Genomic DNA, 12,298 nt, shown 5'->3' with positions numbered 1-12,298 from the left:
TTTCTCATATTTATCACATCCAATCCTCTCCAATCAGTACAAAATTATCCGTATAGCGTTTTAAAGCCAAATTACCCCATTTATTTTGTTTAGTATAAATAAGCGCTTGTGTTAACTGGTCGTCCATATGTAAAAACAGGGTATTACGTTGCCGAATATCAGGAACAACATCAGATCTTTCCGCCATTGTTCTTTCAAAGAATCGTTCCTTATCCCGATAAAAATGATATTTCCTCGGTTCAACTAACTCTGCAATTCGATCACCAATGTAATGAATATATTTAAACATACGGTGATCAGGCAGACTCAAGGCATCTTTTAACTTCGGGTTGTCATTACGTGGAAACCATTTAGCCCTATCTGCTTCGCTTATACGTTTAAAAAATTCTTTCTGAACCTCTAATATCTCCTTCATCTTATCTTCCGTTTCATGATTCAGTGATGGGATTAAATATAATTTTACGTCGACAGGTAATATATCACTAAGCTGTATAAAGTTATTTGAATCACTCTTTTTTAAAGCTTCAATAATCAGATTAGCTTTATAAAAGTGAACTATTTTTCCATGATGCAAGAAAACTTCATCACCTTTTGTCAAACCTAACAATTCAATAGTGCTGAATAAATAGCCCAGAGGCCCCCAATAATCATAAAGCCAGTTATCCAGGTCTTTTTCCGGGGGCGCAGAGGGAACCAAATCGTTTTCATTCAGATGGCGGTAATGCGTAATATCTTCCAGTTCTTGTACCGCACTGCGGGTTAATGTCCGCGGCATCCCATAACTGTACAAACAAGGATGATATTTTTTCAGTTGCGCGCTGTGTAACAACCCCAGAGCACCACCTAAACTATGCCCACAAACAAATAAGTTTCGGTTTTTAGCCAAATCAATAATTTTATCAGACATACTTTTATCAGAACCGGGAACTTTTAATTTGCCAATAAGATTAAATGCTTCCCAAAACCCCTTATGGACTTTACCATTCTCGACAAAACCACTACATACGCCGCCTTGACCACAGCCCAGTTTCAATGGCTGGTACATAATATCAGTGATGGCATTATCTATACTGGCCGTTCCCCGCCAACTGACAATAATGTCTTGTTGATTAGATGCATAAAATAGCTCAGTGTCTCCTAATGGGTTTTCACTCGCTTTTGAATCAATAAATACAACATCAGTATAACGTTCACGAAATGGCACATCATATACAATCGGAGAACGCGCTATTTTTTCTATTTTATTGGGTAATTGGGATATATCCAGCATCTGCTGGTTAAAAAAATGGGTGATAGAACCGGCTACATCAACATTATTATTAGAATATGACAGCACTCCCATTAACGCCAGGTTATACGCATTCACCAAGGAGTAATCAAGCTGATGATGTAACAATAATACCCAGGCTCTGAACGGACACACTTCCAGAACATACCGGCAGTTTATTGAGGGAATGCCAAAACCTTTCGGTACCGGGTCTGGGAAATGATAGTGTGGCGGTTTATCCTCTTTCCATTTATCAATCACAGGTAAGCCATCACTTATCTGACCGATGGTCACATAACGATATTGATGACCTTCTGCTTTGGTTTTCGATTTAACTACCGATGTATTGACATCGCGTTTTTCCCGTAATGGGCGCTGTTCCATTTCATCGGCTAATGGTTGAGCGCTGATATACAACGTTACTGGATCCGGCGACAAACTTTCTTCCCTAAGCAATCCTTGATCATTAGTTACTCCTTTACGTTCATCTCGCGGCTCCCCCTGGCTTATCAGGCGATAAGGCATATTAACTAATGGATTACCTTGTTCATCAACAAGTTGGAACTCCACCCAATGTTCCATAATTTTTTGACCATCAATAGAGTCTCGTGGGCATAATTCGCTCATAATTATTATTTTCCTTTTTTATGCTGAGAAAGTAATACAACGCTTATTATCAGTTCGATACATTAATAATAGTGGGAGAGAAAATTCATTCTCTCAAGCGTAATATCATAATAAAATTCAATAAATGCCAAATGAATATAATTATGAAAAACCACAGGGCAAAAAATAAGAAAACAGGAAAAATCTAATTTATTTAATTACTTTACTTAATAAGCATTAAGCCTAAAAAATAAAAATCCAAGCATTAATTTACTTAACAAAAATTTATTTCCATAATAAGAAAAAAATAACACATTGAATAACATGTAAAAACATTTATCACTCTAACTGTCATGATGAATCGTTAAATTTTATTTAAATGAACCAAATAATAAAAACATTCCATTCACTTAAAATAAAAATAAAAACTTAATGGTAATATACTATAAACTTATTATTGATATAAATATCATATCAATTATTTAGAATATATTCTCATTTAAACATTATTCAAAAGAATAAAAAAACATGCAGTTTATTGGTTCTCTCAATACCAGGCCTATTCACTCAATCTACGAGGATTTGGGGCAAGCATAGCCTAACGCGGTGATAAGGTTGACCACGCCACCTTATCCCGCTCCGATTCTTCATAAACGACGGTATTATTTCATTAACGCAGCAGAACCAATTTTTCTGATTAATTTTTACAATATTATCGTCTGTTTTTGATAGACGATCCTGTGCTTCGACCACATAATTTGGACAATATTTTAGTCGTACTCAATTATTTTTATGAGATTTGTTGATGTCCAAATTAGAGAAATTATGTGCAGATTTTGCCGCTCAGACTAACATTATGTTGAATCTTTCTACCGGCGCAGCGCAATTGAATATTGGTGATTATGGCCCCTGGTGGATAGAGGTAGACTCAACGGGATCTATGCTTACTTTCCATCATACAGTCACTTCATTTGTTGAGAATGATGCGGAATTTTGGCTCTCATTAAACAGTAATATCAATATACTTGGAGGAGCATGGCTCGCATTACATCAGCCAACGCGAACTATTCGTCTCTGCTTACTTCAGGATATAACACGAATCGATTCTATTGATTTGGTCAATATTTTGGGAAATCTGCAAAAAATAAGAGCTGAACTGCCTCTTCCCGAAATTAAACACACCACTTCAGCATCAACCCACGATATTTTAGTTTGATATGTTTTTTTAGAGAATAAATTCAAAAAACTCACAGAAGAAAAAAATAAAATAATGGAGAGAAAGTATGTCGAATCTTTCAATACAGAGCGCTAACACCAGGATTGATATTAATCATAATGAGTTGTCTCAAGCGGCTTCAACAGATAAAACTTGTCACTGTTGTGAACCGTTGCTAAATAATACCATTGATAATCCACTTACCGCACCAACCTCTGTTATCACACAATGGAATGAAAAATCCGTCGTAACCAACAAACAAATTGAAGCTAACATTTCCCGTTTAGCCAGCGAAAGTACTGCCGCCCATAAAACGGTTGATTCTCTCTTATCTAACTTGGTAAAACTTTTCGTTCGGGTGGAGGGTAATGAATTAACCGCAATCACTAAAATGCTTAATGCCTATACCGGAGATAAACCCGGATTCAGTATCTTAGGTCAGCTTGGTGCGGGTGGATTTACCCGAATCATGAGCGAAGCACAACAAAGCGGTGTGAGGTCTGATAGGGCAAATACAGAACCTCTGACATTGAGGGAGAAAGCCACTGCTTACTATGATCTGACTAACTCAGCTTATTTCCGGGATACTCTGGAGAAAATCTATTCATCACCTGAATTGAAATCAGAACTCAAGGATATAATTGATATTGGCTACCTGGAAAGTAAAAACTTTGCACCTGCCCGAGGTTCCACTAAAGAAAATCCCTTACCTGATCAGTTGGCTCTCTACACTTTTAAAAATGAAAATAAATTTAATGCCTCTGAAAACCCCGAATTATATCAGGTGACAAAACAGGAAAAAGGCAAAGAAGTTACAAGTAATCCTGCTCTGGCTGGCAATAGCCTGACAAAAGTCCAGAATGATTTCAGAACACCCGCTCCTGATAAGGATAGTGTCTGGTCATCTGCCGCTTCACTTGAAGCCGATAATCGTCTGACCAATCGGGAGTTGGAATTTGCTCGTTTAAACCCCCGCAACCGACTGGACAGAACTGACTATCAGTTTGGTCAATCAGGCCCCATCAAAGCACATCAAGAATTAGCGAAGGAAAACATTATAGTACAACGTGGTAATGGTTTTGCTGTCTGGAATGTGAAAGAAAATACAGGATTTTCTAAGGATACAGCCTTACACAATTTGCCAACTGTCGCTGCACCTTCAGGCACCACGGATCGTTTTATTACTGCGGCCAGGTTATTGGGCACGGGACTGAAAAATGATCTTTCTTTAGGTACTCCTGCTAACGGGGAATCACCGGAGCAGTCAATTCAGCGAGGGGAGCGGGAAATGAAAGAGCTAACCCGATGGCTGGCAACAGGTTATCTGGTTGATGATAATCACCATTCTATGATCGAAGTTAATTTAGGGGCGGCTAACCACGGTTTAGAGTCTCAATGGGGATTGAATCTCTATACCGAACCTTTCTCTTCTCCTATACATGCCAAGGGATTTAGCATATCCAGCCAGGAAATATTGGCAGAATTAGAAAATCGTGAGGATGTCCGCACAGATTACTCTACTTTCAAGAAAGATCTGTACGGTGGAAGTCGGGCAGTTGTTAACGCAAATGGCAGTATAAGAACGAATTCCAGATAACCATTCTTTTTTGCCACTTCATCTGATGATTCATGACCGGGGGAGTTGTTATCGGTTAAACTCACCCCCGGAAATACAGATGATCGTCAGCCAGTGCGGGAATTATCAAGAGTCTGAATTAGATGTTCTTAAATAGATCTAAGGTAATATAATATGTAATGCAATTTTATGTTCCACTGGAGGTTCTATGATCGACCTGTATTATGCCCCAACGCCAAATGGTCACAAAATCACGCTCTTTCTTGAAGAGACTGGCCTTCCTTACAACATTTACCGAATTGATATTGGTGCTGGAGATCAATTTAAACCTGAATTTCTTGCAATTTCTCCTAACAATAAAATTCCAGCTATTGTTGATCAACAACCCACCGATGGTGGCAAACCTGTTGCCATTTTTGAATCTGGCGCCATTTTGACTTATCTGGCAGAGAAAACGGGTAAGTTACTCAGCAAAGATATGCGTGAACGTATTCAAAGCCTGCAATGGCTGTTTTGGCAAATTGGCGGCTTTGGCCCAATGCTGGGACAAAATCACCATTTTAGTCACTTTGCGCCTGAGAAAGTCCCTTACGCGATTAATCGTTATCAAGAAGAAACACAACGCTTATATAAAGTTCTGAATACTCAATTGGAAAAAACATCCTATCTGGGTGGTCAGGAATACAGTATCGCTGATATCTCAACTTATCCGTGGGTTCGTGCCTATGAGCGTCAAAACATTGATCTGAGCGATTATCCAGCAGTGCAAAAATGGTTTGATACGATTAGCCAACGCTACGCTACCCAAATAGCCTACAGTAAAGCTTGATACCTGTCTGCGGGGTAACTATTTCCCCGCAAAACTTAATCCGGCTAACAGATGACTGTATTTTAAATCATCAGCTTTGATATCCCTGCTATAGTTTCTATATAAACTTAAGTTATAGGAGTGGCATATGCGTATTTTAATCACCGGAGGAACAGGCTTGATTGGTAGCCGTCTGGTTTTCCAGCTTCTTTCCCTATCCCATTCCATCACCATTCTGAGCCGCTCACCACAAAAAGTGTATTCTCTGTTCAGTAAACAAGCTGAATGCTGGACCACTCTGAAAGATAAAACGGACCTCAATGATTTTGATGCCGTTATTAATCTTGCTGGCGAACCCATAGCAAATAAACCTTGGACTTCCGCGCAAAAAGAAAAGCTGTGCCAGAGCCGCTGGACATTGACAGAACAACTCAGCAAGTTAATTAATGCCAGTCAGACACCACCAGAAGTCTTTATTTCCGGCTCTGCGGTGGGCTATTACGGCGATCAGAATCAAGCAGTTGTGACAGAACATGAGCCACCCAATGATGAATTTACTCATCAACTCTGCAAACGATGGGAACAACTTGCATTACAAGCTGCCAGTGATAAAACCCGTGTTTGTCTTTTGCGTACCGGCGTTGTATTGGCAAAAAACGGTGGAGCACTGAAAAAAATGTTACCGCTTTTCCGTCTTGGGCTTGGTGGCCCTATGGGTAGCGGAAAGCAGTATCTGCCCTGGATCCATATTGATGATATGGTAAATGGTATCTATTACCTGTTGAGGACGCCCGGTTTGAGTGGTCCTTTTAATATCACCGCCCCTTATCCGGTGCATAATGATCAGTTTGCCGCAACACTCGGAGAAGTATTGAACCGCCCTGCAATTATCCGCATACCTGCTTTTGTGCTGAAATTACTCATGGGAGAAGCTGCGGCATTGGTCCTGGGAGGACAGCAGGCAATACCGCATAAACTGGAACAAGCTGGTTTTGGCTTCCGCTATTTTCAGCTAAAGGAAGCTTTTGAAGACCTGCTACACACTAAATCTCAACACCTTTAGCGCCTTGCCAACGGGTAAACAGATCATGAGGTAGCTCGATATCAAACTGATCGAGCACCCGATTAACCGTCTGGTCAATAATATCCTGAATCTGTTCAGGCCGATGATAAAATGCAGGCACTGGCGGCATAATCACCGCCCCTATTTCTGCCGCCTGAGTCATCAACCTGAGATGCCCCAAATGTAATGGCGTTTCTCTCACACCAAGCACCAACTTACGGCCTTCTTTCAATACAACATCGGCCGCTCTGGTCACTAATCCATCGGTATAGCTGTGAACAATACCTGAAAGGGTTTTCATTGAACATGGCAAAACGACCATACCCGAAGTTTTGAACGAACCGGAAGAGATAGCAGCGGCTATATCTCTGTTGTCATACACGACATCAGACAGCGCCTGCACATCCCGTAAACTATAATCTGTTTCAAGCGCCAGTGTCTGGCGAGCGGACTGACTGATGACCAGATGTGTTTCTACGCCCTCAACTGGCTGTAAAACTTGCAGCAGCCTGACGCCATAAATAGCCCCGCTTGCTCCCGTAAGCCCCACGATCAATCTTTTCATTTTTTCCTCGTGCTGACACTGGACAGCAATTTAAATCCGAAGGGCATCAACCTTCATTATAGATATCCAGATTTTCAATTTCGTTCTGATTATTCAATGTCATTTCATCGTCTTTACGTAAATTTTCCAGATAATAGAGATAAGTCTGGTCAATGTCTTTGGTAACATAAATGCCATTGAATACTGAACATTCAAACTCTTCAATATCCGGGTTTTCTTCACGAACGGCATCAATCAGATCCGTTAAATCCTGGAATATCAACGCATCTGCACCAATGAGCTGGCGAATTTCATCAACTTCACGTCCATGAGCGATCAATTCATTTGCATTTGGCATATCAATGCCATAAACATTCGGGAAACGCACTTCCGGGGCCGCAGAAGCAAAATAAACCCTCTTCGCTCCCGCTTCACGGGCCATTTCAACAATTTGTTCTGATGTTGTACCACGAACAATAGAATCATCCACCAGCAGCACATTTTTATCGCGGAATTCCGCACGATTAGCATTCAGTTTACGGCGGACTGATTTCCGGCGCTCCTGTTGACCCGGCATAATAAATGTCCGACCAACATAACGGTTTTTCACAAACCCCTGACGGTAGGGTTTACCCAGTATACGGGCAATTTCCAGCGCAATATCGCAGGAAGTTTCAGGAATAGGAATAACCACATCAATATGCAGGTCTTCCCATTCACGGGCAATTTTCGTCCCCAGCTTATGCCCCATCCGCACACGGGCGTTATAAACCGAAATCTTATCAATAAAAGAGTCTGGACGGGCAAAATAGACAAATTCAAACAAACAGGGGGTCAGAGAAGGATTTTCAGCGCACTGGCAGGTAAATAACTGGCCTTTCTCAGTGATATAAACCGCTTCACCCGATGCAACATCCCGCAGGAATTCAAAACCCAGGGTATCCAATGCAACACTTTCAGAAGCGACCATATATTCATTACTGCCATCATTCAAAGTACGCTTGCCTAACACCAACGGACGTATACCATGTGGATCACGGAAAGCAACTAACCCATGACCGATAATCATCGCAATACAGGCATAAGCACCACGAACCTGTTTATGCATTGCCGCTACCGCGGCAAAAATATTGTCAGGCTCCAACGGATAATACTGGAAACGATCCAATTCATTAGCAAAAATATTGAGCAAAATCTCGGAATCTGACGTGGTATTCACATGGCGACGGGCATTTTCAAACAACATTCTTTTTAATTCATGCGCATTCGTCAAATTACCATTGTGTGTCAATGTAATACCAAATGGAGAGTTCACATAAAACGGCTGGGCTTCCGATGCACTGGAGCTGCCCGCAGTCGGATAGCGAACATGACCAATCCCAATCGTTCCCTGTAAACGCAGCATATGCCGGGTTTCAAACACATCTCTCACTAAACCATTGGCTTTGCGTAAACGAAACCCATTGTTACCATCAATAGTAGCAATGCCAGCAGCATCTTGCCCACGGTGCTGAAGCACCGTCAACGCATCATAAATCGACTGGTTAACCGGTGTAAAACCGACGATACCAACAATACCGCACATGTAGTTTTTCCTCATCAGCCAAGCGGAGAGGTATATTTCTCCGGCAGGAAACTTGACGCATTTTGCAGGTAGTCAAAGAACCACCTGATGATATGACTGAACTGTGGGATCAATTGTGACTGCTTCCAGTCATCACTTTGAGACAATGGTGTGAATGTATCCAGAAAAAACAGAATAGCAGCGACAATCAGCACACCACGCAATGCCCCAAAGCAGACTCCCAGTACCCGATCAGTACCCGACAATCCAGTCCGTTGCACAAGAGAACCTATCACATAGTTCACCACAGAACCGACAATCAACGTCGCAATAAACAGAAGCGCAATAGCGATTCCGTTACGCACCAGTTCATCTTCAAAACGGGTAAAATAGACCGCTAAGTAAGAGTAGAAGTGGCTTGCCACAAAGAAAGCACATCCCCAGGTGACCAGTGACAACGCCTCACGAATAAACCCACGAATCAGGCTAACTAATGCCGAGAAACCAATAATGGCAATAATAACGTAATCAATCCAAACCATATTTTAATTCCAAAATAGACGCCCCGGCATCCGTTTCAGGCGCATTTTAACAGAAAACGAAAACGTTTGCGTAGCAGATTTCCTATTCCACTGAAAATAATTAGCGGCGATATAGGAAACTCATTATCGCCGCGGTCACTTAATATTTATTACTTAATTTCATCACAATTATCCTATTCGTCACATAGGCACCGTCAGCTTTATTACGGTCTATAACTTCTTACCTGACCTTGTAATCCTGTCAGATTTTTCAGTTCTGATAACGCCGAATCGAGTTGCTGTTTAGACGCATTCGGGCCGACATATATTCTGGTTAACTGCCCGTGCACCGGAGATGAAGGTACTGTATAGACCTGATAACCCGACAAACGCAGCCTGGCAACAATTTCATCCACCTTTCCTGCATTTTTCAAAGCACCCAGTTGTACGATATAAGCTTGCCCTTGCGGTGCTTTTTCAACCGGTTTAACTTCATGTTTCGGTTCTGGTTTAATCTCTGGTTTAGCCGGGACCGGCTGCTTAACGTCCGGTTTTTGTTCAGGTTTAATCTGTGGTTGAGGCTTAACTTCTGGCTGAACAGCAGGAGGCGCTATCGGTGCAGGCGACGGTGGAATTGTCACCAATGGTATTTCCGGCTGCTCCAGAGTTTCCGGCAGCAATGCCTCTGTCTCATCTTCCAGAGGCATGGATAATATTGGCGAATTAAGGGGAGGAATAGATTCAATTTCTTGCTCATCCCCAGGCTTAGGAACCAAGGGAATTGATGCAAACTTATCTTCGTTATATTTCTTGTTGCCGTCCAACAATGCAGGCAACACAATAACACCCAGTGCTACCAATACAATTGTACCGACCAAACGATTTTGAAATTTACTTGCCACTTCGCTTCTCCCTGTCCAGAGCCTCCATGACATACGCTACTGTGTGGAATGAACCACAAACGACAACAATATCCTGTTCATCAGCGTCTGCCATTGCCTGATACCAGGCATTTTCCACATCAGTAAATACCCGTGGTTGTTCAAGATGTTGAGCCAGTGCCTGTGCATCTGCGCCACGCGGTTCAGTCAACGGAGCACAATACCACTCATTAATTTGCTGTGACAGGCAAGCCAGTGTGCCGGCAATATCTTTATCACCAAGCATACCCACTACACCCAGAATTTTGCTGCCCGGTTGACGGGGCAACAGGGCTAATTTCTGCACCAGATAAGCGGCTGCGTGTGGGTTATGCGCCACATCCAGAATTAACAACGGCTTTTCATGAACTATTTGGAAACGCCCAGGCAACTGCGCATTTTGCAACCCCTGATGGATGGCATTTTCATTAATAGCCTGACTGACTTTATCCCCTTGTCGTAACAGGCAACAAATAACACCCATTGCGGTTGCAGCATTCATCAAAGGAACATTTGGCAAAGGCAGATTACTAAATAGCCTATCATCAGATTGCCAGTGCCAATCTTTCTCCTGTTGAGAAAATCGCCAGTCAATACCACAGCGGAACAACTTGGCCCCCAATTCATCGGCGACTTCTGCAATAGAAGATGGCATATCCGGCTCACCAACTACGGCAAAACGATCTTTGCGGAAAATACCCGCTTTCTCACGACCAATATGTTCGCGATCAGCCCCCAACCAATCAATATGATCGAGTGCAATACTGGTAACGGCTGCAATATCGGCATCCACAATATTAGTCGCATCCAGCCGTCCACCTAAGCCGACTTCTAAGATGACGACATCCAGACAAGCTTCTTTAAACAGTTGCAGAGCCGCTAATGTGCCATATTCAAAATGAGTCAGTGAAATATCACCACGACGGGATTCAATATCCGCAAATACACGACAGAACGCCTGTTCAGGTAACTCTTTACCCTGAATACGGACTCTTTCGGTATAACGTACAAGATGCGGTGAGCTGTAAACGCCCACTCTCAACCCAGCCGCCAACAGAACAGCTTCGATAGTGCAACAAGTGGTACCTTTACCATTAGTACCGGATACGGTTATCACCTTAGGCGCGGGATTAACCAATTCCAAGGTTCGGGCAAGTTTACCCACACGTTCAAGCCCCATATCAATGGCTTTAGTATGCAGTTTTTCAAGATAGGAAAGCCACGTCGTCAGTGACGACGTGGCTTGAGGAATTTGCAAAGTGTCAGACATCTTCTTTATTAGTACTTATTTGAATATTCGCATCAACATCAGCGGGTTCTGCCACAAATTCAGCAACAATGGGTTTAGTACCGGGTTGCGGCTGATGAGTCAGTTTAGCAAGCAAACTGGCAAGTGTGTCTCGTATTTCAGGACGACGAACAATCATGTCAATCGCCCCCTTTTCCAACAAAAACTCACTGCGCTGGAAACCTGGCGGCAATTTCTCACGTACTGTCTGCTCAATAACACGTGGCCCGGCAAAGCCAATCAATGCCTTCGGTTCAGCAATATTGATATCACCCAACATTGCCAGACTCGCTGAAACACCGCCCATTGTCGGATCAGTCATCACAGAGATGTAAGGCAAACCACGCTCCTGCATTTTTGCCAAAGCAGCACTGGTTTTCGCCATCTGCATCAGTGACATCAGCGCTTCTTGCATACGGGCACCACCACTGGAAGAAAAACAGATCAGAGGGCAATTGTCTTCCAGTGCCTGTTCCACCGCACGAACAAAACGGGCACCAACAACAGAAGCCATTGAACCACCCATAAACGCAAATTCAAAAGCAGCAACAACAACCGGCATACCACTCAACGTGCCTTTCATCACGATCAGTGCGTCTTTCTCTTCAGTTTGCTTTTGTGCTGCCGATATACGGTCTTTATACTTTTTAGAATCGCGGAATTTCAGAATATCTTTTGGCTCTAATTCCGCCCCTAATTCAGTTTTTGTCCCTTCATCAAGAAGAGTCTCCAACCGGGTACGCGCTGAAATACGCATGTGATGATCACATTTAGGGCAAACCTCAAGATTGCGCTCTAACTCAGCACGGTAGAGCACCTGACTGCAACTATCACATTTAGTCCAAACCCCTTCAGGGATATTCGCCTTACGAGTTTGGGTAATGTTGCTTTTATTAAGAATTTTTTCAATCCAGCTCATTGAATG

11 protein-coding genes and 1 pseudogene are annotated in these 12,298 nt (G+C 42.5%); 5 read left to right on the top strand and 7 right to left on the bottom strand.

Annotation, left to right across the window (positions count from 1 at the left end; translation table 11 throughout):
- Positions 1–13 precede the first annotated feature (13 nt).
- Positions 14–1,894, bottom strand: coding sequence for a lipase family protein (locus PTE_RS03625; RefSeq protein WP_036843239.1), 1,881 nt, complete (start codon positions 1,892–1,894; stop codon positions 14–16).
- Positions 1,895–2,678: 784 nt separating this feature from the next.
- Here PTE_RS03625 and PTE_RS03620 point away from each other — a divergent pair.
- From PTE_RS03620 to PTE_RS03605, 5 genes and pseudogenes are all read left to right on the top strand, one after another.
- The gene (locus PTE_RS03620; protein ID WP_036843238.1) at positions 2,679–3,089 is read left to right on the top strand and encodes a type III secretion system chaperone; all 411 of its coding nucleotides are present in this window, start codon (positions 2,679–2,681) and stop codon (positions 3,087–3,089) included.
- Positions 3,090–3,156: 67 nt separating this feature from the next.
- Positions 3,157–4,686 carry a hypothetical protein gene (locus tag PTE_RS03615; RefSeq protein WP_051477124.1) on the top strand — a complete coding sequence of 510 codons (1,530 nt, stop codon included), beginning with the start codon at positions 3,157–3,159 and terminating at the stop codon, positions 4,684–4,686.
- Between the two features lie 16 nt (positions 4,687–4,702).
- Positions 4,703–4,791: pseudogene (locus tag PTE_RS27120) on the top strand (transposase); the annotation flags it as partial.
- A gap of 82 nt (positions 4,792–4,873) precedes the next feature.
- On the top strand, positions 4,874–5,494 hold the full coding sequence (locus PTE_RS03610; protein ID WP_036843237.1) for a glutathione binding-like protein: 621 nt from the start codon (positions 4,874–4,876) through the stop codon (positions 5,492–5,494).
- Between the two features lie 127 nt (positions 5,495–5,621).
- The gene (locus tag PTE_RS03605; RefSeq protein ID WP_036843235.1) at positions 5,622–6,536 is read left to right on the top strand and encodes a TIGR01777 family oxidoreductase; all 915 of its coding nucleotides are present in this window, start codon (positions 5,622–5,624) and stop codon (positions 6,534–6,536) included.
- On the opposite strand, the gene PTE_RS03600 is transcribed toward PTE_RS03605, so the two are convergent.
- The 6 genes from PTE_RS03600 to accD form a co-directional block, all read right to left on the bottom strand.
- Entirely contained in the window at positions 6,517–7,101 is a 585-nt protein-coding gene (locus tag PTE_RS03600; protein WP_036843233.1) for a UbiX family flavin prenyltransferase, read from the bottom strand. The genes PTE_RS03605 and PTE_RS03600 overlap by 20 nt on opposite strands.
- A gap of 46 nt (positions 7,102–7,147) precedes the next feature.
- The gene (gene purF, locus PTE_RS03595) at positions 7,148–8,665 is read right to left on the bottom strand and encodes an amidophosphoribosyltransferase (protein ID WP_036843232.1); all 1,518 of its coding nucleotides are present in this window, start codon (positions 8,663–8,665) and stop codon (positions 7,148–7,150) included.
- A gap of 14 nt (positions 8,666–8,679) precedes the next feature.
- Positions 8,680–9,186, bottom strand: coding sequence for a colicin V production protein (gene cvpA / locus PTE_RS03590; protein WP_023044970.1), 507 nt, complete (start codon positions 9,184–9,186; stop codon positions 8,680–8,682).
- A gap of 203 nt (positions 9,187–9,389) precedes the next feature.
- On the bottom strand, positions 9,390–10,067 hold the full coding sequence (gene dedD / locus PTE_RS03585) for a cell division protein DedD (protein ID WP_036843231.1): 678 nt from the start codon (positions 10,065–10,067) through the stop codon (positions 9,390–9,392).
- Positions 10,057–11,355 carry a bifunctional tetrahydrofolate synthase/dihydrofolate synthase gene (gene folC, locus PTE_RS03580; protein ID WP_036843229.1) on the bottom strand — a complete coding sequence of 433 codons (1,299 nt, stop codon included), beginning with the start codon at positions 11,353–11,355 and terminating at the stop codon, positions 10,057–10,059. Before folC ends, dedD begins: the two co-directional genes overlap by 11 nt.
- Positions 11,348–12,292 (bottom strand): acetyl-CoA carboxylase, carboxyltransferase subunit beta, encoded by a 945-nt coding sequence (gene accD / locus PTE_RS03575; protein WP_036843227.1) that lies wholly within the window; start codon positions 12,290–12,292, stop codon positions 11,348–11,350. Before accD ends, folC begins: the two co-directional genes overlap by 8 nt.
- Positions 12,293–12,298: the final 6 nt, after the last annotated feature.

It is taken from the genome of Photorhabdus khanii NC19 (assembly GCF_000517265.1).
Classification (GTDB): Bacteria; Pseudomonadota; Gammaproteobacteria; order Enterobacterales; family Enterobacteriaceae; genus Photorhabdus; species Photorhabdus khanii.
The sequence above is the reverse complement of the archived record's forward strand: the minus strand, read 5'-3'. Positions and strand labels throughout refer to the sequence as shown.

Coding starts and splice junctions, on each gene's coding strand:
- folC (WP_036843229.1), bottom strand. CDS start 11,355: ATGTCTGACACTTTGCAAATTCCTCAAGCCACGTCGTCACTGACGACG.
- PTE_RS03610 (WP_036843237.1), top strand. CDS start 4,874: ATGATCGACCTGTATTATGCCCCAACGCCAAATGGTCACAAAATCACG.
- PTE_RS03600 (WP_036843233.1), bottom strand. CDS start 7,101: ATGAAAAGATTGATCGTGGGGCTTACGGGAGCAAGCGGGGCTATTTAT.
- PTE_RS03605 (WP_036843235.1), top strand. CDS start 5,622: ATGCGTATTTTAATCACCGGAGGAACAGGCTTGATTGGTAGCCGTCTG.
- PTE_RS03620 (WP_036843238.1), top strand. CDS start 2,679: ATGTCCAAATTAGAGAAATTATGTGCAGATTTTGCCGCTCAGACTAAC.
- accD (WP_036843227.1), bottom strand. CDS start 12,292: ATGAGCTGGATTGAAAAAATTCTTAATAAAAGCAACATTACCCAAACT.
- PTE_RS03615 (WP_051477124.1), top strand. CDS start 3,157: ATGTCGAATCTTTCAATACAGAGCGCTAACACCAGGATTGATATTAAT.
- PTE_RS03625 (WP_036843239.1), bottom strand. CDS start 1,894: ATGAGCGAATTATGCCCACGAGACTCTATTGATGGTCAAAAAATTATG.
- cvpA (WP_023044970.1), bottom strand. CDS start 9,186: ATGGTTTGGATTGATTACGTTATTATTGCCATTATTGGTTTCTCGGCA.
- purF (WP_036843232.1), bottom strand. CDS start 8,665: ATGTGCGGTATTGTTGGTATCGTCGGTTTTACACCGGTTAACCAGTCG.